The sequence below is a fragment of the Bradyrhizobium sp. KZN70725 genome (assembly GCF_055264925.1).
This window is the reverse complement of sequence record NZ_JBUYWT010000049.1, coordinates 34,267-59,408: the sequence shown is the minus strand read 5'-3', so window position 1 is coordinate 59,408 and position 25,142 is coordinate 34,267. Positions and strand designations below refer to the sequence as shown.

The 25,142-nt window shown below is 64.3% G+C and carries 23 protein-coding genes; 8 read left to right on the top strand and 15 right to left on the bottom strand.

From position 1 onward, the window contains the following. Nucleotides 1–107: 107 nt before the first annotated feature. The 6 genes from ACZBJS_RS32610 to ACZBJS_RS32585 form a co-directional block, all read right to left on the bottom strand. Nucleotides 108–698: a class I SAM-dependent methyltransferase gene (locus tag ACZBJS_RS32610; protein ID WP_316397213.1), complete on the bottom strand. Its 591-nt coding sequence runs from the start codon at nt 696–698 to the stop codon at nt 108–110. Between the two features lie 14 nt (nt 699–712). After that, nucleotides 713–1,693 (bottom strand): N-acetyl-gamma-glutamyl-phosphate reductase, encoded by a 981-nt coding sequence (gene argC / locus ACZBJS_RS32605; protein WP_316397212.1) that lies wholly within the window; start codon nt 1,691–1,693, stop codon nt 713–715. A gap of 120 nt (nt 1,694–1,813) precedes the next feature. Then, the gene (argC, locus tag ACZBJS_RS32600) at nt 1,814–2,860 is read right to left on the bottom strand and encodes an N-acetyl-gamma-glutamyl-phosphate reductase (RefSeq protein ID WP_057018591.1); all 1,047 of its coding nucleotides are present in this window, start codon (nt 2,858–2,860) and stop codon (nt 1,814–1,816) included. Beyond that, on the bottom strand, nt 2,857–3,531 hold the full coding sequence (locus ACZBJS_RS32595; RefSeq protein ID WP_057018592.1) for an FMN-binding negative transcriptional regulator: 675 nt from the start codon (nt 3,529–3,531) through the stop codon (nt 2,857–2,859). Before ACZBJS_RS32595 ends, argC (ACZBJS_RS32600) begins: the two co-directional genes overlap by 4 nt. A 342-nt stretch (nt 3,532–3,873) precedes the next feature. Continuing rightward, nucleotides 3,874–4,863, bottom strand: coding sequence for an MBL fold metallo-hydrolase (locus tag ACZBJS_RS32590; RefSeq protein ID WP_253590339.1), 990 nt, complete (start codon nt 4,861–4,863; stop codon nt 3,874–3,876). 148 nt (nt 4,864–5,011) lie between these two features. After that, nucleotides 5,012–5,542, bottom strand: coding sequence for a DedA family protein (locus ACZBJS_RS32585; RefSeq protein ID WP_028332199.1), 531 nt, complete (start codon nt 5,540–5,542; stop codon nt 5,012–5,014). A gap of 185 nt (nt 5,543–5,727) precedes the next feature. Here ACZBJS_RS32585 and ACZBJS_RS32580 point away from each other — a divergent pair, with 185 nt between their 5' ends. The 4 genes from ACZBJS_RS32580 (at nt 5,728) to ACZBJS_RS32565 (ending at nt 10,269) form a co-directional block, all read left to right on the top strand. Beyond that, nucleotides 5,728–6,096, top strand: a complete 369-nt coding sequence (locus ACZBJS_RS32580; RefSeq protein ID WP_057018594.1) for a hypothetical protein — start codon at nt 5,728–5,730, stop codon at nt 6,094–6,096. Nucleotides 6,097–6,222: 126 nt separating this feature from the next. After that, nucleotides 6,223–8,283 carry a DNA topoisomerase IV subunit B gene (gene parE, locus ACZBJS_RS32575; RefSeq protein WP_316397211.1) on the top strand — a complete coding sequence of 687 codons (2,061 nt, stop codon included), beginning with the start codon at nt 6,223–6,225 and terminating at the stop codon, nt 8,281–8,283. Between the two features lie 226 nt (nt 8,284–8,509). After that, nucleotides 8,510–9,301 (top strand): outer membrane protein, encoded by a 792-nt coding sequence (locus ACZBJS_RS32570; RefSeq protein WP_028332202.1) that lies wholly within the window; start codon nt 8,510–8,512, stop codon nt 9,299–9,301. 197 nt (nt 9,302–9,498) lie between these two features. Next, a complete protein-coding gene (locus tag ACZBJS_RS32565) occupies nt 9,499–10,269 on the top strand; it encodes an SDR family NAD(P)-dependent oxidoreductase (RefSeq protein ID WP_316397210.1) in 771 nt (256 codons plus the stop codon). Nucleotides 10,270–10,308: 39 nt separating this feature from the next. Here ACZBJS_RS32565 and ACZBJS_RS32560 read toward each other — a convergent pair whose 3' ends face one another. Both ACZBJS_RS32560 and ACZBJS_RS32555 read right to left on the bottom strand, forming a co-directional pair. Then, complete coding sequence (locus ACZBJS_RS32560; protein ID WP_082653893.1) at nt 10,309–11,553, bottom strand: FAD-dependent oxidoreductase; 1,245 nt, start codon at nt 11,551–11,553, stop codon at nt 10,309–10,311. Between the two features lie 71 nt (nt 11,554–11,624). Continuing rightward, nucleotides 11,625–13,121 carry a caspase family protein gene (locus ACZBJS_RS32555; RefSeq protein ID WP_141341088.1) on the bottom strand — a complete coding sequence of 499 codons (1,497 nt, stop codon included), beginning with the start codon at nt 13,119–13,121 and terminating at the stop codon, nt 11,625–11,627. 230 nt (nt 13,122–13,351) lie between these two features. On the opposite strand from ACZBJS_RS32555, the gene ACZBJS_RS32550 reads away from it, so the two are divergent. From ACZBJS_RS32550 to ACZBJS_RS32535, 4 genes are all read left to right on the top strand, one after another. Further along, entirely contained in the window at nt 13,352–14,305 is a 954-nt protein-coding gene (locus ACZBJS_RS32550) for a helix-turn-helix transcriptional regulator (protein ID WP_316397209.1), read from the top strand. Nucleotides 14,306–14,557: 252 nt separating this feature from the next. After that, complete coding sequence (locus tag ACZBJS_RS32545; protein WP_463439748.1) at nt 14,558–15,253, top strand: helix-turn-helix transcriptional regulator; 696 nt, start codon at nt 14,558–14,560, stop codon at nt 15,251–15,253. Between the two features lie 251 nt (nt 15,254–15,504). Beyond that, nucleotides 15,505–16,998: a DEAD/DEAH box helicase gene (locus ACZBJS_RS32540; protein WP_057018600.1), complete on the top strand. Its 1,494-nt coding sequence runs from the start codon at nt 15,505–15,507 to the stop codon at nt 16,996–16,998. A 417-nt stretch (nt 16,999–17,415) separates the two neighbouring features. Next, complete coding sequence (locus tag ACZBJS_RS32535) at nt 17,416–18,483, top strand: GGDEF domain-containing protein (RefSeq protein WP_038386764.1); 1,068 nt, start codon at nt 17,416–17,418, stop codon at nt 18,481–18,483. Nucleotides 18,484–18,602: 119 nt separating this feature from the next. Here ACZBJS_RS32535 and ACZBJS_RS32530 read toward each other — a convergent pair whose 3' ends face one another. The 7 genes from ACZBJS_RS32530 to sufB form a co-directional block, all read right to left on the bottom strand. Next, complete coding sequence (locus tag ACZBJS_RS32530; RefSeq protein WP_316397207.1) at nt 18,603–19,070, bottom strand: TfoX/Sxy family protein; 468 nt, start codon at nt 19,068–19,070, stop codon at nt 18,603–18,605. A 177-nt stretch (nt 19,071–19,247) separates the two neighbouring features. After that, a complete protein-coding gene (locus tag ACZBJS_RS32525) occupies nt 19,248–19,637 on the bottom strand; it encodes a HesB/IscA family protein (protein ID WP_050384272.1) in 390 nt (129 codons plus the stop codon). A gap of 158 nt (nt 19,638–19,795) precedes the next feature. Further along, complete coding sequence (locus ACZBJS_RS32520; RefSeq protein WP_016845787.1) at nt 19,796–20,167, bottom strand: SUF system Fe-S cluster assembly protein; 372 nt, start codon at nt 20,165–20,167, stop codon at nt 19,796–19,798. Next, nucleotides 20,164–21,411 (bottom strand): cysteine desulfurase, encoded by a 1,248-nt coding sequence (locus ACZBJS_RS32515; protein ID WP_092083469.1) that lies wholly within the window; start codon nt 21,409–21,411, stop codon nt 20,164–20,166. The genes ACZBJS_RS32520 and ACZBJS_RS32515 overlap by 4 nt, the downstream gene beginning before the upstream one ends. After that, nucleotides 21,408–22,730, bottom strand: a complete 1,323-nt coding sequence (gene sufD / locus ACZBJS_RS32510; protein WP_463439747.1) for a Fe-S cluster assembly protein SufD — start codon at nt 22,728–22,730, stop codon at nt 21,408–21,410. The genes ACZBJS_RS32515 and sufD overlap by 4 nt, the downstream gene beginning before the upstream one ends. A 17-nt stretch (nt 22,731–22,747) precedes the next feature. After that, nucleotides 22,748–23,500: a Fe-S cluster assembly ATPase SufC gene (gene sufC, locus ACZBJS_RS32505; protein WP_057018615.1), complete on the bottom strand. Its 753-nt coding sequence runs from the start codon at nt 23,498–23,500 to the stop codon at nt 22,748–22,750. Between the two features lie 57 nt (nt 23,501–23,557). Next, nucleotides 23,558–25,054 carry a Fe-S cluster assembly protein SufB gene (gene sufB / locus ACZBJS_RS32500; RefSeq protein WP_316397205.1) on the bottom strand — a complete coding sequence of 499 codons (1,497 nt, stop codon included), beginning with the start codon at nt 25,052–25,054 and terminating at the stop codon, nt 23,558–23,560. Nucleotides 25,055–25,142 lie beyond the last annotated feature (88 nt).

The window sequence follows — 25,142 nt, the reverse complement described above, 5'->3', positions numbered from 1 at the left end:
AACTCGCGCCCGTATCAACTGGATGTTCACAACGGACAAAGCTCGCACCAAACTGGGGCGCGCCTATCCAGGCATACCCAAAGAGTCAAAATCACTGTGACGAGCTACTAGCCGCCCTTGCGCACCACGATGTGCAGCATCGTCGCGGGCGCCTCGTCAAAGCTCTTGATCTCGCTGGTGTCGGACGAGACTTGCGTCCACGCCCCTGACGCGGCGTAGGTCGCAGCGAGCCAGTCCGCCGCGGGATAATTGTAGTAGCGGCCGATGCTGTCGCGGCCATCGCCATGGCCGATTTTGTAGCTCGCGTAGAAAACGCCACCGGGTTTCAGCGCCCGATGGATGCGGCCGATGATGCCGGCCAATTCGTCGCGCGGCACGTGCAGCAGGCAGGCGCTGGCCCAGACGCCGTCATAGGCTTCGCGGTCCTCGAGCTCATCGAACAGCATCGCCTCGACGGGATGTTTGATGCGGCGCGCCGCGACCTCGGCCATCTCGGGCGACCCGTCGGTCGCACGCAGCACAAAGCCTTCGGCGAGCATGACGGCGGCATGATTGCCGGCGCCGCAGCCGAGTTCGAGGATCGCGCCGCCCGGCGGCAGCAGCTTCAGAAAGCCGATCAGCCGGGTGGACGGGGCTTTCGCCCACCCGGCATAGGCCTCGGCATTGCGCCGATAGAACTGCAGCGTGGCGTCGTCCACGATCCGCGTCGCCGTCAGCTGTCGGCCAGCCCGAGCATCAGCCGCATGTTCTGGACCGCGGCACCCGAGGCGCCCTTGCCCAGATTGTCGAGCCGCGCGACCAGCACCGCCTGGCGGTGCTTGTCGCTGGCGAAGACGTAGAGCTCGAGCTGGTTGGTCTCGTTGAGCGCCTCCGGCTCGAGCCGCCCGCCCTTGGCGGCCTCGTTCTGCAGCGGCATCACCGAGACATATTTGCTGCCGGCGTACCATTTCGCCAGAGCCGCTTGCAGATCGGTACCATCAGGCTTGCCCGGCAGCGCGTCGAGTTGCAGCGGCACCGAGACCAGCATGCCCTGCCGGTAGTTGCCGACCGACGGGATGAAGATCGGCCTTCGCGTCAGGTGCGAATAGAGCTGCATCTCCGGAACGTGCTTGTGCTCGAAGCCGAGGCCGTAGAGTTCGAAGGCCGGCGCCGAGCCGTCCTCGAAGCTGGCGATCATCGACTTGCCGCCGCCCGAATAGCCGCTCACCGCGTTGACGGTGACGGGATAATCCGCCGGCAGCACGCCGGCATCGACGATCGGCCGCAGCAGCGCGATCGCACCGGTCGGATAGCAACCCGGATTGGAGACCTTCTTCGCGTTACGGATCTTGTCGGCCTGGTCGGGCGCGAGCTCGGGGAAACCGTAGGCCCAGTCGGGCGCAACGCGATAGGCCGTCGAGGCGTCGAGCACTTTCGGCGCGGCATTGCCCATCGTGTCGATCAACGCCACGGTCTCCTTGGCGGCCTCGTCAGGCAGGCAGAGGATCACGAGATCCACCTCCTCCATCAGCGCGCGCTTTGCGCCGGCGTCCTTCCGCTTGTCCTCGGCGATGTGCTTCACCGCGACGTCGCCGATCGCGTGCAGCCGTTCCTGGATACCGAGGCCGGTGGTGCCTGAGCCGCCATCGACGAACACAGTGGCCTTGGTCGCACCGCTCCTGGTTTTCGGTTGGTTGGTGTCGGTGAGGGTCATGGCACGTTCCTTTCGAGCTCGTTCGTTTCGTTTAACACATCTGGCCGCGCCTGCGCCGCCAACGGGGATGAGCAGTTATCCTTAGATTGAGCGCCCCTCGCCAGCGACAACAACCCCCGCTCATGGAAACAGCGCGATCTGCTCCAGTCCGGTGGTTTCGGGCAAGCCGAACATCAGGTTCATGTTCTGGATCGCCTGTCCGGCCGAACCCTTCACAAGATTATCGAGCGTCGAGAGCACGATGGCGCGGTTCTTGATCCGGTCGGCGACGACGCCGATCTGAACATAATTCGAACCACGCACGTTCTGCGTCTGTGGCAGCACACCCTTCTTCGTCACATATACGAACGGCTCGTTGGCGTAGGCCCTTTCCAGCTCGGCGCGCAAATCGTCCGGCGTAGCCCCGTTGAGCTTGACATAGGATGTGCAGAACTCGCCCCGCGCCATCGGAATGAGATGCGGGGTGAAGTTCACCGTCACAGCCGAGCCAGCGGCCGCGCCAATCTCCTGCTCAATCTCCGCCGAGTGTCGATGGCTTCCGATCGAATAGGGCGACAACCCTTCGCCGGCCTCGCTGAACAGCGTGTTCTGCTTCAGTCCGCGTCCGGCGCCGGTGACGCCCGACTTTGCGTCGATGATGATGTCGTCGACGTCAATCAGCTTTGCCTTCGCCAGCGGAACAAGCGCCAGCAGCACCGCCGTCGGATAGCAGCCGGGACAGGCTACCAGCCGCGCGGCCGTGACCTCCTCCCGGTAGAGTTCGGTCAGCCCATAGACCGCCTCGTCCTGCAATTCGAGCGCCCGGTGCTCATGCCCGTACCATTGCGCGTAGCTGTCTTTGTTGCGCAGCCGGAAATCCGCGGACATATCGAGGATCTTGATTCTGGGATTGGCTTTCAGCACCGCGGCGATGATCTCTTGCGTCGTCCCGTGCGGCAGTCCGCAGAACACGGCATCGAGCCGCGTCCAGTCGACCTTTTCCCATTCCACGAGTTTTGGCAGGTCGAGCATGAAGAAGTGAGGAAACACCTCGCTCATCGTCTTGCCGGCATGGGTGTTAGCGGTAAGCGCGGTGATTTCGGCATTCGGGTGCCGCGCCAACAGGCGCACCGCGTCGGCGCCGGTGTAGCCGGACGCGCCCAAAATTCCGATTTTCTTCTTCGTCATTGCTCGCTCCTCGGAAGCGTAGTCATCTCGGTCTGTATCAGCGCGAAAGCCTGCGGGCGCACCTCGCGCATCAAGGCCGCGATGTCTTGGGCACCGGCTTCGGCCTGCAAAGCGAGCGTGTTGCCGACCGCCGCGAAATCGGTTTCAGACTTGTGCTGGTTCAGCTTGAAGCTGCCCTCCACCTCTTCCACCATCATCTCGAGACCCACGATGGCCTTCTTCATGGTTTCCAGCCTCGCGGCGGTCATCTTGCCCGACACCCACGGCTTTTTCGGCAGCAGCCGGTCCTCGAACTTGGCGCTCAGCGCGTCGATCTGAACGGCAAGCTCGTCATCCGACAACGTCCGCACCGGCCCGGTCAGATGCACCGCCTGATAGAGCCAAGTCGGCACCTGATCGGGTGACACGTACCAGTCCGGCGAAACATAGGCGTCGGCGCCGGTAACGGCCAGCAGCCAAGGTGACCCGCCCGCCAGCTTTACCAGCGGATTGTGACGGGCAACATGAAACAGCGCCCGCGGCGTCCCGTCGGCGGCGTAAGTCAAGTAGAACGGGAGCGCGGAGGCGATCGGCTTGCCGCCGTCCCACGCGCAGGCCATGCCGAAACCACGCGCTTCCGCGAAGGCAAGGCTCGCGGCACGGTCAGGCTTGAAGGGCGGTGGCGTATACATGGTCAAAGCTCCTGCATGACGAAGGAGCCGCCAGATCGAACCGCGTGTCTTTTTCAGGAGAGCGCCGCGGGATCGGGTCCGGCGGCAGAGGCGATGGTCTTAAACGCGAGCGACCGCCCATACCGCGATAATGCGGCGGCGGCGGGCAATGATGATGGTCGCGGCGTTAATCATGGGCGCGGCTATAAGGCCGCGCCCCCTTGACGTCAAGATTTGCTTTCGTCATTCCGGCGCGCGCGCCTTGCGCGCGAACCACAGATGCGCAATTGCGCATCGGGGAATCCAGAGGTTGCGGCGCGAGATTCCGGGTTCGATGCTTACGCATCGCCCCGGAATGACACCTTAAATCGCCGGATTCCACGGTGCCGGCACGACGCGATAGCCGCTGCCGTCCTTCACCACATGGCCGAGGCCCGGGAACGGATAGTGGAAGCCCTGCACCTGGAGCCGCTCGGCAACCACCATGTCGTAGATGCGCCGGCGGGTCTTCTCCGCCACGTCGCCGTCCTGGTCGAAGAACGCATGCCAGCCGGGGTTGGTCGCGAACAGGTTCGGATTGTTGGTGACATCGGACTGGATGAAGACCTTGTCCGGGCCCGAGGCCAGCACGTAGGAGGTGTGGCCCGGCGTGTGGCCGACGGTCTCGACCGAGGTCAGGCCCGGCGCGATCTCCTTGCCCCACTCGTACGGCGTGACCTTCTTCTTCAGGCCGGCTTCGAAGATATTGCGGTTGTTCTTGAACAGGCCCTGCATGCGGCCGGCCGGTGCCCGGCTCATCTCGCCGTCGTCCATCCAGAACTTCCACTCGGTCGCCGGCACCAGCACCTCGGCATTCGGGAATGCCGGCGTGCCTTCGGCGGTCAAGAGGCCGTTCACGTGGTCGCCGTGGAAGTGCGAGATCACGACCATGTCGACATTCTTGGGATCGAAGCCGGCGGCGACGAAATTGTCGGCGAACAGGCCATTGGCGCCCTTCGTGCTGGCCTTCGCCAGCGCGCCATTGCCGGTGTCGATCACCACCAGCTTGCCGCCGGTGTTGAGCACCAGCGGTGCGAACCAGATCGTCATCATGTCGCGCGGCATGAACGCCTTCTCAAGCGCCGCGTTGACGTCATCCCGCTTTGCATTGGAGATGAAGGAGTCTTCCAGCTTGAAGACGTTCTTGCCGTCGGACACCACGGTGACGAGGATGTCGCCGACCTTGTAACGATAGAAGCTCGGCGCCTGCTTGTCGGCAACCGGCGCCACAGCGCCCGCAGGAACGGTTGATAGCAACGGTGCGGCGGCGATGCCGGCAGCGCCGGCGAGAGCATGACGTCGTGTCAATTCCATGTGCTGTCCTTCCCAGTGAAACTGCGCCCGATGAATTCGCGCCCGGTGGGCGCGGTTGTATCAGCGTTTCGATACTCGCGCGATGCCGACAGCGCGAGCGGTTACCCTCCCGCCTAACCCCTGCAGGTCGGCCTTATTCCGGAGCTTGCTACACCACCCGCCACACCCACTCGATGGCATGGGCAATGACGTCGCCGAACAGCAGCAGTGCCGCCGACCAGACCAGCGCGGAGACGAAATTGGCGATCTGGAATTGCCAGTACGACATCTCGAAAATGCCGGCCGCAAGCGGCACCGAGGCGCGCAGTGGACCGAAGAAGCGGCCGATGAAGATGCTGGGCACGCCCCAGCTCTTCACGAAGGCCTCGCCCCGCGGCAGGATCTCCGGGTAGCGCGACAGGGGCCACATCTGCGCGACCTGCTCCTTGTAGCGATAGCCGAACCAGTAGGAGACCCAGTCGCCGAGCGCGGCACCAACGCCGCCCGCGATCCAGATCGGCCAGAAGCTGATCCCGCTGACGCCGATCAGGGCGCCGATCGCGACCAGCGCGCCCCAGGCCGGAACCAGCAATGAAATGAAGGCGAGCGATTCAGCGAACGCCAGCAGCATGACGATCGGAGCGGCCCAGGCCTGGTGGTGCCGCACGAATTCGGCCAGGGCCCGCGCAAGGTCTTCCATCTCGTCGTGTGCCTTCCCGCTCCGTTGAACCTCGAATGAACCTTTCTAGCGGCACGCAGCCTAAGAACAGGTAAGCCAGCCGATTGCGTGACATCAAGTCACAAAGGCGGGGATCGACCGTGATTTCCCGTAAGGCCCCTGAGGTCCAGGTTGGCATCTCCCTCACAAGAAAAAGGAATTACTGGATGATCGGATCGCTGATGATGTGCGTGAGCGTTCTCGTCCTGCTGTTCGGAATGCTCGCGGGCATCGCCATGGGTATCCAGCACGACTTCACGTTGGGGCCGGCGCATGCGCATCTCAATCTGGTCGGCGGCGTGCTGCTGTTCCTGTTCGGCCTCTACTACCGGCTGGTGCCGGAAGCGGGCAGCATGCTGCTCGCCAGAATCCAGGGCTGGCTGCATATCGTCGGCGGCGTCCTGTTCCCGGCCGGCGTGGCCGCCGTGCTGCTGAAGGGACCGTCGTTCGAGGCGGCGCCGATCGTCGGGTCACTGCTGGTGGTCGCCGCCATGGCCCTGTTCACGGTCATTGTAATCCGCACCTCGCAGGCGTAATCGCGGTTTCCTATCTATGGGGATGGCCGGGCTCCAGGGCGCGGCCGTCCCCATTGGCAGCCCATCCGTGGCATAGTCAGAGCAACCGATTCGCCGCGCCGTGACCGGCGCGTCACTTGAAGAACCATGGCCAAATCATTGAAGTCGAACGCCAAAAGTAAATCTGCCGACGATCTGTTCGGAGCCCCGGAACTGAAGGGACGCGCCCCGGCGAAGGCTGCTTCGCGATCCGCTGGAAGCGCCGAAGCCGGCTATACGGCGGCTGACATCGAGGTGCTGGAAGGGCTGGAACCGGTCCGCCGGCGCCCCGGCATGTATATCGGCGGCACCGACGAGAAGGCCCTGCACCACCTGTTCGCCGAGGTGATCGACAACTGCATGGATGAGGCGCTGGCGGGCCACGCCACCTTCATCGACGTGGAGCTGACCGCCGATGGCTTCCTGACCGTGACCGACAATGGCCGCGGCATTCCGGTCGACCCGCATCCGAAATTCCCGAAGAAGTCGGCGCTCGAAGTCATCATGTGCACGCTGCACTCGGGCGGCAAGTTCGACTCCAAGGTCTACGAGACCTCGGGCGGCTTGCACGGTGTCGGTGTCTCCGTGGTCAACGCCCTCTCCTCGCGGCTCGAGGTCGAGGTTGCGCGCAGCGGGCAGTTGCATCGCATGACCTTCGAGCGCGGCCACCCCAAGGGCAAGCTCGAAGACCTCGGCAAGGTCAACAACCGCCGCGGCACGCGCATCCGCTTCAAGCCGGACACCGACATTTTCGGCGCCAAGGCGGCTTTCAAGCCGCAGCGTCTGTTCAAGATGACGCGCTCGAAGGCCTATCTGTTCGGCGGCGTCGAGATTCGCTGGCACTGCGACCAGGAGCTCCTGAAGGGCGTCGAAGACGTCCCGTCGGAAGCCAAGTTCCACTTCCCCGGCGGACTGAAGGATTATCTGGCCGCGGCGATCCACGCCGATACGCTGGTGCATCAGGATATCTTCTCCGGCAAATCCGGCCGCAGCGGCGCGCATGGCGCCTGCGAATGGGCCGTGGCCTGGACGGCCGATGCCGACGGCTTCCTGTCGTCCTACACCAACACGGTGCCGACGCCCGATGGCGGTACGCATGAATCCGGCCTGCGCAGCGCATTGTTGCGCGGTCTGAAGGACCACGCCGAACGCGCGGGCCAGGGCAAGCGCGCGGCGTCCATCACCTCGGAAGACGTGATGGTGGGCGCGGCCGTGATGCTCTCGGTGTTCGTGCGCGAGCCTGAATTCCAGGGCCAAACGAAGGACCGCCTCGCCACCGCCGAAGCGCAGCGCATCGTCGAACAGGCGATGAAGGATCCGTTCGACCACTGGCTGTCAGGCAATCCGAACCAGGCCAACCGGCTGCTCGATTTCGTGATCGATCGCGCCGAGGAGCGGCTGCGCCGCCGCCAGGAAAAGGAGACCGCGCGCAAGACGGCCGGCAAGAAACTGCGTCTGCCCGGCAAGCTCGCCGACTGCTCCGACGCCGGTACCGAAGGCTCTGAGCTCTTCATCGTCGAAGGTGACTCGGCCGGCGGCAGCGCCAAGCAGGCGCGCGACCGCAAGACGCAGGCCGTGCTGCCGCTGCGCGGCAAGATCCTCAACGTCGCCTCTGCCGGCAAGGACAAGCTGACCGCCAACGCGCAGCTCTCCGACCTCGTGCAGGCGATCGGCTGCGGCACGCTCGCGCATTACCGCGAAGAGGATCTGCGCTACCAGCGCATCATCATCATGACCGACGCCGACGTCGACGGGGCGCACATCGCATCGCTCCTGATCACCTTCTTCTACCGGCAGATGCCGCGGCTGATCGACGAAGGGCACCTCTATCTGGCGGTTCCGCCACTCTACAAGCTGAAGCACGGCACCAAGTCGATCTACGCCCGCGACGACGCGCACAAGGACGAGCTGCTGAAGAGCGAGTTCAACGCCAACGCCAAGGTCGAGGTGAACCGCTTCAAAGGCCTCGGCGAGATGATGCCGGCGCAGCTGAAGGAAACCACGATGGATCCGGCCAAGCGCACGCTGCTGCGCGTGGTGCTGCTGGCCGACGATCGCGAGGGCACCGCCGACTCGGTCGAGCGGCTGATGGGCACCAAGGCCGAAGCCCGCTTCGCCTTCATTTCCGACAAGGCCGAATTCGCCAGCGACGACCTACTCGACGTCTAGGCCCAACCGATTGATCTGAAATGAATTTCCGGCCGCCCCCAGATTGGGGCGGCCGTTGCCATTTTGCCCGTTCGGAGAGCCCCAGTGGCTTCGTTTTCGGCCGGATGTGTCTCACCAGCAACAGCATTTCCGGCGGAACCACGTATAGTTCGACCATGAGTTTCGGGAATCGGTGCCAGCGCACTCCCCTGAGCGACCTGATCGAACGCTAGTCGAGGATTTGGATATGAAGAAGATTTTGCTCGCTCTGACCGCGGTTGCTGCGATGACGGCATCGGCGTCGGCTGCCGATCTGGCCGCCCGCCCCTACACCAAGGCTCCTGCCCCGGTTCCGGTCGCTCCGAGCTGGACCGGCTTCTACATCTTCGGCGGTGGCGGCGGCGGCGTCTGGGATGCTGACACGGGCGTCCAGTCGACCGTGACGGGTGCGCCGATCCTCGGCTTCAACCAGCGCCAAGGCGGCGACGGCTGGTACGGCACCGTCGGCGCCGGTTACGACTGGCAGACCGCCAACAGCTGGGTCATCGGCGTGTTCGCCGACGGTCAGTTCGGCAGCCTGAAGGGCACCATCCAGGATCAGGGTCCGTTCGTCGCCGGCAACATCAAGAACGACTACAGCTGGGCGGCTGGTGCGCGCCTCGGCTACCTGATCGCGCCGAACGTCCTGTCCTACGTCAACGCCGGTTACTCCAGCTCCCACTGGAAGGGCACCACGCTGTTCAACACCGCGAGCGCGCTTCCCTCGGGTCTGCACACCAACGACTTCGATCGCGGCGGCTGGTTCGTCGGCGGCGGCGTCGAGAACAACCTGAACATCTTCGGCATCACCGCGCCGGGCTGGTTCATGAAGACCGAGTATCGCGCCGCTTACTACGACAACAAGAACATCTCGGAGCTGGTCGACGGCACCAACATCTCGAACGGCCGCGACATCACCTTCAAGCCGCTTGTCCAGACCATCAGCACCTCGCTGGTCTACCGTTTCAACTGGACCGGTCCGGTTGTCGCCAAGTACTGAGCTGCGTACTGATCCCTGCTGAGATAGCAGAGCAAAAGCCCCGGCATTGTCCGGGGCTTTTTTGTTGCCCGAACGTCATCGAAATCGCCCCATGCGCAAGCCCGCCGGCGCAGGGCGGACCGGCTGTAGCCGATCTGGTCAGCGCCGTGACGATCGGGCACTCTCGCGCCCGGTTCAAACCTCGGCGGACAACAACAATGAAAAACGGACAGTTTGATCTCTCGGGCCGGGTCGCCATCGTCACCGGCGGCAATGGCGGCATCGGGCTTGGCATGGCGCGCGGCCTGGCGGACGCCGGCGCGGCGGTTGCCGTGGTCGGCCGCAACGAGGCCAAGTCGAAGGCCGCCGTCGAGGATCTCGGCAAGCGCGGCGCCAAGGCGATCGCGGTGGCAACCGACGTGACCGACAAGGACGCCGTCGCCGCCATGATCGAACGGGTCGTTCGCGAGCTCGGCCGGATCGACATTCTCGTCAACAACGCCGGCATGAGCATCCGCAAGCCTCCGCACGAGCTCGAGCTGGAGGAGTGGAGCAAGGTGATCGACACCAACCTCACCAGCGCGTTCATGTGCTCGAAGGCGGCCTATCCGGCGCTCAAGGCGTCGGGGCACGGCAAGATCATCAATATCGGCTCGATGATGTCGATCTTCGGTGCGAGCTTCGCCGCGGCCTATGCCGCGAGCAAGGGCGGCATCGTGCAGTACACCCGCGCCTGCGCCAACGCCTGGGCTCCCGACAACATCCAGGTCAACGCCATCCTGCCCGGCTGGATCGATACCGACCTGACCAAAGGTGCGCGCCAGCAGGTGGCCGGGCTGCACGAGCGCGTGCTTGCGCGCACGCCGGCGGCACGCTGGGGGGCGATCGACGACTTCGCCGGCATCGCCGTGTTCCTGGCATCGCCGGCGTCGGACTTCGTCACCGGCACCGCGATCCCCGTCGACGGCGGCTATTCGGTGATGGCCTGAAAACACAGCAACCCGGCGCTTGCGAGCGCGGCGCGCAGTTCAGCCCGCGGCCGGCGAATGCACGTGCTCCGGCCGCACCCCGACGGCGACCAGACGTGCGGTGAGGCCCTGCAGCCAGGGCATTGCCGTGATCAACCGCAGCGCCAACGGCACCGGCTGATCGCCGGCCTTCAGCGCCGCGCTGATGATGTTGTTCTGCGCGATCACCTGCATGCGCTGTGTCACGCGCACCGGGAATTCGCGGCGCCGTCGCACCGCATCGAGCTCGTCTTCCGACGGCACGCCGTGAAAGAGCTTCGCCGCCAGGATGTTGGCGGTCGCGACCGCATCCTGCACCGCGAGGTTGACGCCGACGCCGCCGATCGGCGACATCGCATGCGCGGCGTCGCCGATGCAGAGCAGGCCGGGACGGGTCCAGCGCGTCAGGCGATTGATCGCGACCGTGAGCAGCTTGACGTCGTCAAAGCTCTTCACGTCGGCAATGCCGGCCTTGAGGATCGGCGCCAGCCGCAGCACGTCGTCGAGCAGCGCCGGCAATCCCCTCGCCTTCACCGCCTCGTATTGGCCCTTGGCGATCACATAGGCGCATTGCCAGTAGTCGCCGCGATCGAACGTCACCATCATCTTGCCGTGCTCGACGCGGGCGAACAAATTCTCGGTCTCATCCGGACGCCGCCCGACGCGAAACCACAAAACGTCCATCGGCGCGCCGATCTCCTCGACGTCGAGGCCGGCGCGCTCGCGCACGATCGAATGACGTCCGTCGCAGCCGACGGTGAGATCCGCCTCGATCTCGACCGGGCCGTCGAGTGTGTTCGCGTGCACGCCCGCGACAGCATCGCCGCGCCGGATCAGATCGGTCGCCTCGGCCTTCATCAGCACCTTCAGCGAGGGGAAGCGCTTGCCGCTCTCGCGCAGGTAATTGAGGAAGTCCCACTGTGGCATCATCGCGATGAAGGGGTATTTGACGCTGAGGCGGCGGAGATCGGCGATCCGCACCGAGGTGCCGCCGAACATGCCGTCGAGCGTCTGGATGTCCTGATGCGGCAGCTTCAGGAAGCCGTCGATCAGGCCGAGTTCGTCCATCACCTGCAGGGTCGACGGATGCACGGTGTCGCCGCGGAAGTCGCGGAAGAAGTCGGCGTGCTTCTCCAGCACCACGACATCGACCCCGGCGCGTCCGAGCAGATAGCCAAGCATCATGCCGGCCGGCCCACCACCGACCACGCAGCAGCGCGCCCTGATCTGACGCGTGTTCGGCCCTGCCGGATTGCCTGCATCCATGAGCCGTCCTCACCGCTGCCTCGCCCCTCAGAATCCGATTGTAACGCGGATCTGGCGGCAAGGATGCAAGGCTATCGCCTGAAGGTCTTGATTTCCGACACGCTGCCGTCGCGATAGGTCAGCTCGACCGAGACCGCCCTGGTCTGCGGCGCAAGCTTCAGATAAGGCTGCGCGTCAGACGGGATCGCGCTGGGATCGCGCGAATTGCAGGATGGCATCTTCAGGACCTTGTCCGGCACCGCGGTGTCGATGCCGATGCGCACCTCGCGGATCGCGCAGCGATACGACATCAGGTGCGTATAGTAGACCAGCAGCCCGTTGAACTCGCGGAATGACAGCCAGCTGGTCGCGGTCATGTCGAGGATCTTGCGCTGGTCGCGGATCAGCGCGGCGTCGGGATCGAACTTGATCGGGAACGGCCCCTGCATCATGCCTTGCGTATCGACATAGCGAATCTCGATCGTGGCGGCCGGCGCATCGGCCGGCAGCTCGACCGACGGATTGGGCATCCGCTTGCGCGTGCGCGGATCGAGCGTGTCGATGAAGCCGGTTTCGCGGAAATCGCCGCTGTCGCCGATCCGCCAGGAAATCCCGAGCGTCGGATCGGCGATCGAGAACACCACGGTCCAGCCGCCATTGTGCCGCGAGAAGCTCGCGATCGGCGCGTTGATCGAATCCTCCTTAGGCAGCTTCGGCACCGCGACCGGCGGCAGCGCGGCCACCTGCTGCGGCGGCGCGGATGGCTTGGTCGCCTCGGCCTGCCCCTTCGCGATCCCGTTCAAGAAGACATCGTCGACCATCTGGTCGAAATAGACCGGGATCTGCTTGTGCTTCACGGTCTCGGCCATCTCACTGACCAGGCGCCGCGTGCGCTGCGCGACCTGCACGAGATTCTCGCCGGGCTGCAGCAGCTCCTTGGCGAAGGTCCGCGTGAATACCGAATTGGGATTGGCATCATCGTTCGAAAGACGGTCGAGCGCGGTCTGGCGCGGCCCCGCCGAGAACACCGAGAACACGCCCTCCGGCAGTTGCGTCATCGGCGCGAGGCCACCGCCGCCGGCGACCGCGCGTGTGCCGGCGCGCTCGAACGGATTGTTGCGGCAGGCGTCGAACACCAGGATCGAGGTGCGCGCCTTCTTGTTCTGCAAGCGCTCGACGATGCGGTCGGCGAGAACAGAGGCGTCGCGCACCAATTCCTCCTGCCCTTCGGTGGCGGCCGGCACGTCGGTCGGCAGCAGGAAATTCTGGCCGGCGATCTCGAAGCCGTGGCCGGCATAGAAGAAGAACGCGGTATCGCCGGGTTCGACGGCGCGGTCGAACGCGAGCAGCGTCTCGGAGAACGCCTGCCGGTTGAGGTTCTCGGCTACCATGACGCTGAAGCCGAGCTGCTTCAGCGTGTCGCCCATGGTGCGGGCGTCGTTGACCGCCTTCTGCAGCCTGGGCACGTTCCTGTAGTCATTATTGCCGATCACCAGCGCGACGCGCTTTTCGGCCTGGGCGGGTGCGGCCGATGCGACAAATGCAACCGCCCAAAGGATCGCCGAAAGTCTCGAAAGCCAGCTCTTCATCCCGTTTCCCCGCCTGCACGACAAATGCGCCGCCCGTGCGACCGCCGTCTAATAGTCGGACCAGCCGTTTCGCCGGTTCAAGGCCGGCCGCGGACGGCCGTTCCGGCCGGCCACGCCAGGCCGAAATGAGGGATCCGATTTGTCTTAGGTCAAGTTTCTTTTTACGGCCCGCGTGATAGATTCGAAGCTCCATCCGGTTCGAGCTCTCCGCACGTCGCAACGGCTTTTCCGTGCACACATGGTCTACTGATCAAGTCGATCCCAAGGATCGCTTCGACTATTGGCGCGAGGTCCGCGCCAAGGGGCTGTTCGGCGTCACCGCCGAGTTGGAAGCCGACCGGCGCCGCGACTTCTTCGGCGAGTTCTCGCTGCGCAAGCTCGGCGATGCCGGGCTGGTCGAGCTGCGGGCCTCGCCGTACCGCGTCGAGCGGCGCACGGGCGACATCGCCGATGCGGCCAGCGACAGCCTGTGCATCTACCAGCAGCTTGGCGGCGGCGGCTGGTTCGGCGGCGCGCGGCTCGATGAATTTGCCGTTCGCGACGGCATGTTCGCGACCAGCTATTCGGACCTGCCCTATCGCACTGTCCCCCTGCACGATGACGGCTTCCACCTGCGCATCATCAAGGTCCCGGTGGCCAACATCGTCCCGCCGGGCGCCGAGCTCGGCGAACTCGTCCCCAGGCCCGTGCAGGATGAGACCGCGCTGCGGGCCCTGCTGGAAGCATGCTTCCGCGACCTCATCGAAAGCAATGATGCCGCGGCGGCGGGCACAGCGCCGACGGTGCAGGCGCTGGCGCATATCGCGCTGATCGAACGCGGCGTCATGCGGCCGAAGAGCCGGCTCGCGCAGCAGGCCTTGCGAACCGCCCATTTGTCGCTGGCCCGGCGCCTGATCCGGCGCCACCTGGCGCGTGCGGCGCTGTCGCCAACCCTGATTGCCGGCCTGCTCGGCATCTCGGTCCGTCATCTGCACATTCTGTTCGAGGAAACCGAGATGAGCTTCTCGGAGACCGTCACCGCGCTCCGGCTCGAACAAAGCCGCCGCCTGCTCCGCGAGCAGCCCAGGCAGACGATCGCCGAGGTCGCCTTTGCCTGCGGCTTCGAGAGCCTTGCGACGTTCTACCGCCTCTTCAATGCATCCGAATCCATGACGCCGGGCGACTATCGCGCACAAACGGCCTGAGCGCCCGTCCGGACCGGCCGGGACACCACGCTCGCAATTCGCCGAAGCTTGGCCGCGCCCCCTTCACCTCCTTGAACTTCACATCGCCGCGCGATCCGACGTTCGCTGAACCGAAGTGATCAGCCTGCGCGCATTGAGAAGATATTTTCCGGCCATTTCGCCAGAACCACTGCGGCGCTTCGCCCGGGTTCGGCACCGCAAATTTCCTTGCCGGCGACGCGCGCGCTCATGCAGAGCGAGGGATCAGTCACGATGCGCGGTGGTAAGCACGGGGATCATAGCCAGGAAACGCCAGCTACAGGCGCGACGCGCATTTATCTCGATGCCGCGGACCTGCGAGCGGATCAAATCCCGGCATCTGAGCCAGCCCGTCAGGGCTCAGCGGCGACCGGCAATCACGGCTGGACGCCGCTGCTCGAAGCTTGCCTCGCCGACTTCAAGGAAGCCACGGAGGCCGGTGATACCGCTTGCATTCCTGCGCTGGTCAAGATCGTGGCGGACCTTGCGCTGATCGAGCGCGGTGTGATCAGGCCGGGCAGCCGCCGGGCGCAGCAGGCGCTGCGCGTCGGCCGGCTCAGCCTCGCGCGCCACCTGATCACGCGCCATCTTGCCAAGCCAAGCCTGTCGCCAGGGATGGTCGCCGGCATGCTCGGCGTCTCGGTCCGCTACCTGCACGTCCTGTTCGAGGCGACCGGGGCAAGCTTTTCGCAGACCGTCACCGCCCAACGCCTGAGCGAGAGCCGAAGGTTGCTTTGCGAGAAGCCGCCGCGGCCGATCGCCGACATCGCCCTCACCTGCGGGTTCGGCAGCCTCGCCACCTTCTACCGGATATTCGGCGATTCCGAAGGCCTGACGCCCGGCGGATTCAGGATGAAAAACAGCGCGGAGGCCCCCGCTGTGACCTCGCCGTCCGGGGCGGGGGTCGTGATTCATTTGACCGCCAAATGACGAAAAGACGCGTATTTCAGTCAAAACGTTAAGCTTTTTCGGCCATCCGGCTGGTTCCAAGATTGACTTTACCGCTTTCGCCCCTATGTTGCGGGCAACGCGGCCCTCGGATCGAAACGCGATTCGTCAGGTTTGCCGTCCGTCGGCGTTAGTCAGAGCCCCCGAGCTTTATAGAAAAGCGAGCCGTTTCGGGGCCGAACGCGACAGCCTTTTACCTGCGATGCCGAACGGCGGTTTCGACCAGAGGCTCAATGTCTTTTTCCAATCTAGGCCTGTCCGATAAGGTCCTCGCCGCAGTTGCGGCCACCGGTTACACCAATCCCACTCCGATCCAGGAACAGGCAATCCCGCACGTTCTCGCCCGGCGCGACGTCCTCGGCATTGCCCAGACCGGCACCGGCAAGACCGCTGCCTTCGTTCTCCCGATGCTTACCCTGCTCGAGAAGGGCCGCGCCCGGGCACGGATGCCGCGCACCCTGATCCTCGAGCCGACCCGCGAGCTTGCCGCGCAGGTGAAGGAGCAGTTCGACAAATACGGCGCCGGTCAGAAATTGAACGTGGCGCTCCTGATCGGCGGCGTCTCGTTCGGCGACCAGGACTCCAAGCTGATGCGCGGCGTCGACGTCCTGATCGCTACGCCCGGCCGCCTGCTCGACCACACCGAACGCGGCGGATTGCTGCTCACCGGCGTCGAGCTGCTGGTGATCGACGAAGCCGATCGCATGCTCGACATGGGTTTCATCCCCGACATCGAGCGCATCTGCAAGCTCGTCCCGTTCACGCGGCAGACCCTGTTCTTCACCGCGACGATGCCTCCGGAGATCAGCCGCATCACCGAGGCCTTCCTGCACAATCCTGCGCGGATCGAAGTCTCCAGGCCCGCGACCACCGCCGTCACCGTGACGCAATTGCAGGTCCCGGCCGGTCGCGAAGCGCATGACAAGCGCGAGATCCTCCGCCGCCTGCTGCGCGATGCCAAGGATCTCAACAACGCGATTATCTTCTGCAATCGCAAGCGCGAAGTCGCCGTCCTTCACAAGTCACTCCAGAAGCACGGCTTCAGCGTCGGTGCCCTGCACGGCGATATGGATCAATCCGCCCGCACCGCGGCCCTCGATCAATTCCGGAAGGGCGAGATTCCGCTGCTCGTCGCCTCCGACGTCGCCGCCCGTGGTCTCGACATTCCCGCGGTGAGCCACGTCTTCAATTTCGACGTACCGCACCACCCCGACGACTATGTCCACCGCATTGGCCGTACTGGCCGCGCCGGACGCACCGGTACTGCGATCTCCATCGTCACCTCGCTCGATAGCAAGTCGATGACCGCGATCGAGAAGCTGATCGGCCAGCCGATCCCGCGCGCTGAGGGCGACTACACCGTTCACAGCGAAGCCTCCGACGAGGACGCCGCGCCGCGCCGCTCGCGTGGCCGCGAAGGTTCGCGCGATGGTGCCCGCGGCGGCCGCAAGCCGCGCCGCGAGCGCGAGGCGCGCCACGGTGAACGCGAGCCGCGTCACGGTGAACGCGAAGCGCGTCACGAGCGGGAGCCCCGCGAGGAGCGCGCAGCGAAGCCGGAGCGTGAACCGCGCCACGGCCGCAATTCGGCTCCGCAGGCCGCTCCGTCGCACGTGCCGTCGATCGGGCGTGCCGAGCCACGGCGGCCGCAGCGCGAGGTGGACCATGAGCCCGCCGATCATTCGCACCTGCCCGCCTTCCTGCTACGACCTGTGCGCGCACGCGCATAAGGCCTGCTCTGATGCCGCCGCGCCAGCGGCGGTATTCCGGACACTTCTGTTACCGCCCACGACCGGCGCACGCGCTGATCCTCAGCGTTTGAAGCAAATGCGCCCAGTTTGCGCCTCGCACCAAAGCGCGATGAGATTTGCGCGAAGCGTCATCGCGCCTTAGCTCGTTGTTTGAGCATGATCTTTTCGGAAAACCGCTGCGCACTTTTCCGGATCATGCTGTAGCGAGCAAACGAAAAGCGCCCGAAAGTGGCGCTCAAGGCGGACAAACATCGGGCGCGCCGCATGGTCGCCGCAGCCGGCTTCCCCGTAGTTCCACTGTTTACCTTGCCTTCACTCTCGTCCCGTACCCTCGCCCCAATAGTTTAGTCATTGCTGCCGGGTTTAATCGGCATTGCGTGCATTGAGGACGTGACAGTGGTCAAGCTGCTGGACGAACACGAACGTACGTTGGCCTTTGCCGAAGTCGCGCTTGGCCAGATCCGCTCGCTTCGCCAGACCGCAGTCCCCCGCAACTATGAAATCTGGTACGTCTACGCGACCGGATACAACGCGCCGCTCAACAAGGTCATCAACGAGACGCTGGCGCGCAGTGGCAAGCTCTCTGAATCCGATCTCGAGCAGATCTACGAAACCTACCTTTCGCACATCAAGACCTCGGACCGCATCGACAAGGTCGGCGCGCGCGTCATCGGCGAGATCGACGCCGTCATGAAGCTGATCACCGATGCGCTCGGCGTGTCCGCGACCTATGACGCCAGCCTCGTCGGCGCCAGCGATAAGCTTGCGAGCGCGACCACCCGCGATCACATCAAGGCAATCGTCGATAGCCTGGCGAAATCGACGCGCGAGATGCGCGAGACCAATCAGGCATTGGAGAACCGGCTCGCGCTGTCGAAGTCGGAGATCAGCGACCTGCAGCATAGCCTCGAGGCGATCCGTGCCGAGAGCCTGACCGATCCGCTCACCGGCCTCGGCAACCGGAAATATTTCGACCGCTCGATCGACATGGCGGTGCAAGCCGCACTCGCCAGCGGCGAGCCGCTGTCGCTCCTGATGTTCGACATCGACCACTTCAAATCGTTCAACGACTCCTACGGCCATCTCACCGGCGACCAGGTGCTGCGGCTGGTGGCACAGTCGCTGAAGCAGAACATCAAGGGCCAGGACATCACCGCCCGCTATGGCGGCGAGGAATTCGCAGTGGTGCTTCCCAACACGGCGCTGCGGCAGGCGCTGACGGTCGCCGACCACATCCGCCGCGCCGTGATGGCCAAGGAGCTGAAGAAGAAGTCGACCGGCGAGATCCTCGGCCGCGTCACGATCTCGGTCGGCGTCTCCATGCTGAAGCCGACTGACGACACCGACTCGCTGATTGAGCGCGCCGACGCCTGCCTCTATGCCGCCAAGCGCGCCGGCCGCAACCGTGTGATCTGCGAGGCCGATCCGGAATACAGCACCGAGATCCAGACCCGCGTGGCGTGATCTGGTCGCTCAACTGCCTCCACCGTCATTGCGAGCGAAGCGAAGCAATCCACCTGCCGCATATGCGGATCCATGGATTGCTTCGCTTCGCTCGCAATGACGTGGATGGATTGGCTGCCTCAGGATGCGGATCGCTTCTTTGCCGATCGCTTCTTCTTGGCCGATGGCCTCTTCGCGACCGCCTTTTCTGCCGTAGCTTTCTTGCCCGCAGCCTTCTTCGCTGGCGCCTTCGACTTTCGCGCAGCCGCTCGTTTCCTCGGCCGCTTGCGCAGCGCGGCGCGCTGGGCGGCGCCGAGTGCCGACCGTGCCCAGACTGCGAGTTCTTCCGAATCATCGAACAGCCGTGCCGGCAGCTGCCAGTAGGAGTTCACCGTGACGGTCTTCGACCGTGTCTGATATTGGAATGGCCCGCAGCCCTCCGCCTCAAATTGCGGGATGGTCTGCTCGTCGGCACGAAAGTAGAGCCCGGCACGCAAGGCGAGCGCGAAGTTAGTGCCGTCCGCGGAGATGCCGTAGCCGGAGAACATCCGGCGCAGCGTGACCGGGCCGAAATCGGCGAACAGGTCGGTGAGGAATTCGCGGTCCATGTGCCGATCGCCCCCGTTTCTGTCGCCTCATGGTAAGGAGCACGTCTCCATCCATGTCATTGCGAGCGTAGCGAAGCAATCCATCGCGCAACAAGCGGAAACATGGATTGCTTCGCTACGCTCGCAATGACGGGCAACACAGGTGCCGATCACACAACAATCGATATGCGGACGTCTCTAAACCGTGGCCGGCTTGAGCTGCACCGATTCGCCGCAGCCGCAGGCGGAGACCTGGTTCGGGTTGTTGAACACGAACTGGGCCTGCATCTTGTCGGCCACATAGTCCATCTCGGTTCCAAGCAGGAACAGCACGGCCTTCGGATCGACCAGGATCTTCACGCCCTTGTCCTCGACCACTTCATCGGTCGGACGGATCTCGTGAGCGTATTCGACGGTATAGGACTGTCCGGCGCAGCCACCATTCTTGATGCCGACGCGCAGCCCGACGATCTCGGAATCCGCGCGCTTGGTCAGCTCGGTGATCCGCTCCGCGGCGGCATCGGTCAGTTTCATGACCTGCGGGCGCGGCCGCTTCGGCTTGGCCGGGGTTGGTGAAGCTTGCGTCATGTCACTCATGTGGTCAGTCCCAGCGGCAAATCAATTGCCGATCTTCTTGAGCCTAAGTCCAATCCGTAAAGGTTCTTGATCAGAACCTTTACCTCTTGTTCTGACGCGTTTTCTTCACGCGAACCGGCATCCACTTCGCTCGAAAACGCTGCGACGCATCACCACATATTGAGGACGAGGCGCGCCTCGTCCGACATCCGGTCCGGCGTCCAGGCCGGATCCCACACCAGGTTGACGTTGACGACGCCGACGCCGGGAACGCTGGCGACCGCGTTCTCCACCATCTGCGGCAACTCGCCGGCGGCCGGGCAGTTCGGCGTGGTCAGCGTCATCATGATGTCGACCGAGCGATCATCCTTGAGATCGACCTTGTAGATCAGGCCGAGTTCGTAGATGTCGGCCGGGATTTCCGGGTCGAACACCGTCTTCAGCGCCGCGACGATCTCGCCGCTCATGCGCTCGGTCTCCTCCGCCGGCAGTGCCGAGGTGGTTTCCATGGTGGCCGTCTTGACTTCGGCTGTATCGGTCATGCGAACAATTCCCGCGCCTTGATCAGCGCCTGCGCCAGATGGTCGACTTCTTCCCTGGTATTATACATCCCGAAGGATGCACGGCAGGTGGCCGTCACGTTGAACCGCTCTAAAAGCGGCATCACGCAATGCGTGCCGGCGCGCACCGCAATACCCTGGCGGTCGATCACGGTCGCGACATCATGGGGATGCGCCCCCTTCATCTCGAACGAGATCACCGGTCCCTTGTTGCGGGCGGTTCCGATCACACGCAGCGAGTTGATCTCGCGCAAGCGCTCCTGCGCATAGGTAAGCAGTTCATGCTCATGCGCGGCGATGCGCTCCTTGCCGATCGAATTGACGTAGTCGATCGCAGCCCCCAGCCCGATGGCCTCGACGATCGGCGGCGTCCCGGCCTCGAACTTGTGCGGCGGATCGCCATAGGTGACCCAGTCCTTGGCCACCTCACGGATCATCTCGCCGCCGCCGTTGAACGGCCGCATCGCCACCAGATGCTCGTGCTTGGCATAGAGCGCGCCGATGCCGGTCGGTCCGTACACCTTGTGGCCGGTGAAGGCGTAGAAATCGCAATCGAGGTCCTGGACGTCGATCGGCAGGTGCACCGCACCTTGTGCGCCGTCGACCAGCACCGGGATGCCGCGGTCGTGCGCCAGCCGGATCACGTCCTTGACCGGAACCAGCGTGCCGAGCGCGTTCGACATCTGGGTGATCGCGACGATCTTGGTACGCGGGGTCAGAAGCTTCTCGAACTCCTCGATCAGGAAGTTGCCCTCGTCGTCGACCGGTGCCCACTTGATCACGGCACCATGGCGCTCCCTGAGGAAATGCCAGGGCACGATGTTGGAGTGGTGCTCCATGATCGAGAGGACGATCTCGTCACCCTCCTTGATGTTCACCCCGCCCCAGGACGACGCCACCAGGTTGATCGCCTCGGTGACGTTGCGGGTGAAGACGATCTCTTCATTGCGGCGGGCGTTGATGAACTGCGCGACCTTGCCGCGGGCGCCCTCATAGGCCTCGGTCGCGGCATTGGCGAGGTAATGCAGGCCGCGATGCACATTGGCGTATTCGCTCTTGTAGGCCTCGGTCATGCGGTCGAGCACCGCATTCGGCTTCTGCGCCGAGGCCGCGTTGTCGAGATAGACCAGCGGCTTGCCGTAGATCTGCATGGCGAGCGCCGGGAAATCCTGCCGCACCAGCGCGACGTCGTAACTGCCGTTGGCGACCGCCTTGTGCATGCTCACGCCCTCGCCTGAAGCCAGCGCTGCGCGGTGGCAATTGCGACCTCGCGCAACGCGTCGCTGGCGATGGTCTCGATCGCCTCGCCGACGAAGGCCTGGATCAGGAGCGCCTGCGCTTCCTTCTCGGGCAGTCCGCGGGCGCGCATGTAGAACAGCAGGCTTTCGTCGAGCGCGCCGGTGGTCGCACCGTGACCGCAGGTGACGTCGTCGGCGAAGATCTCGAGTTCGGGCTTGTTGTCGGCCTCCGCGTCGTCGGACAGAAGCAACGCACGGGTCATCATCTTGGCGTCGGTCTTCTGCGCGTCGGGGCGGACGATGATGCGGCCCTGGAACACCGAATGGGCGCGGTCGTCGACAACGGCACGGAAGATCTCGCGGCTCGCGCAGTGCGGCACCGCGTGATCCATGAACAGCGTGGTGTCGGCGTGCTGCTTGCCGTTGATCAGATTGACGCCGTTGGTCTCGACCGTCGAGCCCTCGCCGGCGCAGGTCACCGCCAGCTGATAGCGGCTGACATGACCGCCCGAGGTCAGGCCGAAGGTGTTGAAATGGGCATGCGCGCCGAGCGACACCGTCGCCGAGGAAATGTTGAAGGCATCGACGCTGTCTTCGACCAGGCGCACGTGATCGAGCCGTGAATTGTCACCGATCGCAACAACCAGTCCGTCATGGGTCTGGTAGGCCTTGGCGCCGTCGGCGGCGAGATAGCTCTCCACCAGCGTCACGCCGGTATCGCGGCCGAGCCGGAGCAGCGACCGCGTGAACGTCGAGGCCGGCGCAGTGCCGGATGCGACATGCACGATGTGCAGCGGCTGGATCAGCACCGTGCCGTTGGCGACGTCGATGACGACCCCGTCGGTCGCCATCGCGCCATTCAGCGCGATCATGGGGTTGGCGACATCAGACGCGAGAGCCTGTGTCGCGACGATCTCGTCGCCGGCTTCCAGCGCGAGGCGCAGCGGATTGATCGAGAGCCCTTTCTCCAGATCTCGCCAATCGGAGAGATCAGGCGCGAACGCGCCGTCGACCAGCACCAGACGCCGGACGCCTTCGATCGCGCGGGCCTGTACGACGGCCCTGGCGCGGCTCAGCGCGGCATCATCCGGTGCCGCCGCGAGCGGCAGCACCTCGCGCATCAGCGCGCGCAGGTCGGTGTATTTCCAGTCCTCGATCCGGCGATGCGGCAGGCCTGATCGTTCATAAGCCTCGAAGGCCTGGCGCCGCTGATCGGCGATCTTGCCCTCGCCCGGCAGACGGTTGCGCACCACGGCGAATGCATCGCCCAGCGCGCGCCCGGTCTCGGTCTTTGCAACAACGTTCATCACAAAACCCGCGTTTGTCAGGCAGCGTCTTCGAACTGCGCGTAACCGGACTCTTCCAGCTCCAGCGCCAGTTCCTTGCCGCCGCTCTTCACCACCCGGCCCTTCGACATCACGTGCACGAAGTCCGGCACGATGTAGTTGAGCAGCCGCTGATAGTGGGTGATCACGACCATCGCGCGCTGCGGCGAGCGCAGTGCGTTGACGCCGTCGGCCGCGATCCGCAGCGCGTCGATGTCGAGGCCGGAATCCATTTCGTCGAGGATGCAGACGGCCGGCTCGAACAGCGCCATCTGCAGAATCTCGTTGCGCTTCTTTTCGCCGCCGGAGAAGCCGACATTGACGCCGCGCTTCAACATGTCCTGCGGAATGTTCAGCGACTTGGCGACCTCGCGGACCTTCTTGAGGAAGGCCGGCGACGAGATCTCCTCCTCGCCGCGCGCCTTGCGCTGGGCGTTGAGCGCCGCGTGCAGGAAATTCCAGGTGGTGACGCCGGGGATCTCGACCGGATACTGGAACGCCAGGAACACGCCCTTGGCGGCGCGCTCGTTGGGCTCCATCTCCAGCAGGTCCTCGCCCCTGAACAGGATCTGCCCGCCGGTGACTTCATAACCCGGCTTGCCGGCGATGACGTGGGAGAGCGTCGACTTGCCGGAGCCGTTCGGCCCCATGATCGCGTGCACCTCGCCGGGGTTCACTGTGAGCGACAGCCCGTGGAGGATCTCACGCTCCTCGACACGAACCTGCAGATCTTTCACTTCAAGCAGAGACATCTGATTTTTCCTGAGCATCACCCCGAGGCGCGTCGGCCGCGCCGTTGGCGGGATGGATTAGCCAACCGAACCTTCAAGGCTGATCGAGATCAGCTTCTGCGCTTCCACCGCGAACTCCATCGGCAGTTGCTGCAGCACGTCCTTCACGAAGCCGTTGACGACGAGGCCGACGGCTTCCTCCTGCGAGAGCCCGCGCTGGATGCAGTAGAACAGCACGTCCTCGGAAATCTTCGACGTCGTCGCTTCATGCTCGAACGTCGCCGAGGAATTCTTGGCCTCGACATAGGGCACGGTGTGCGCGCCGCATTTGTCGCCGATCAGAAGCGAGTCGCAGGCGGTGTAGTTGCGCGCGCCGGTGGCCTTGCGGTGCGCGCTGACCAGGCCGCGATAGGTGTTCTGCGACTTGCCGGCAGCGATGCCCTTGGAGATAATCCGGCTCGACGTGTTCTTGCCGAGATGGATCATCTTGGTGCCGCTGTCGACCTGCTGGAAGCCGTTCGAGATCGCGATCGAGTAGAACTCGCCGCTCGAATTGTCGCCGCGCAGGATGCAGCTCGGATATTTCCAGGTGATCGCCGAACCGGTCTCGACCTGGGTCCAGGAGATCTTCGAATTGCGACCACGGCAGTCGCCACGCTTGGTGACGAAATTGTAAATGCCGCCCTTGCCTTCCGAATTGCCCGGGTACCAGTTCTGCACCGTCGAATATTTGATCTCGGCATCGTCGAGCGTGACGAGCTCGACCACGGCGGCGTGCAGCTGGTTCTCGTCGCGCTGCGGCGCGGTGCAGCCCTCGAGATAGGAGACGTAGGAGCCCTTGTCGGCGATGATCAGCGTGCGCTCGAACTGGCCGGTGTTGCGCTCGTTGATGCGGAAATAGGTCGACAGCTCCATCGGGCAGCGCACGCCCGGCGGCACGTAGACGAATGAGCCGTCGGAGAACACAGCCGAATTCAATGTCGCGAAGTAATTGTCCGAGGTCGGCACCACGGTGCCGAGATATTTCTGCACCAGCTCGGGATGCTCGCGGATCGCCTCCGAGATCGGCATGAAGATCACGCCGGCCGCCTTCAGCTCCTTCTGGAAGGTGGTCGCAACAGAAACCGAATCGAACACGGCGTCGACCGCGATCTTGCGGTTCGGCGTCTGCTCGCCACCGGGCGGCGGCTCGACGCCCTCGAGGATCGCGACCTCGCGCAAGGGGATACCGAGCTTCTCGTAGGTCTTGAGGATTTCCGGATCGATCTCGTCGATCGAGGACAGCGTCTTCTTCGGCTTCGGCGCCGCGTAGTAGTAGATGTCCTGGTAGTCGATCTTCGGATAGTCGACGCGCGCCCAGGTCGGCTCGGCCATGGTTAGCCAGCGGCGATACGCCTCCAGGCGCCATTCCAGCATCCAGGCCGGTTCGTTCTTCTTTGCGGAGATGAAGCGGACGGTGTCTTCCGACAACCCCTTCGGGGCCTTGTCGGACTCGATCAGCGTCTCAAACCCATATCGATACTGGTCGACGTCGATGCGCCGGACGCGCTCGACCGTCTCTTGTACAGCAGGCATTCAATCCTCCGCTCGCGGTTTCAAGGACCGCGGTGGATCTCAAGTTCCGAAAATCTCTTACGATGCTTTGATGACGAAATCCGCTTAG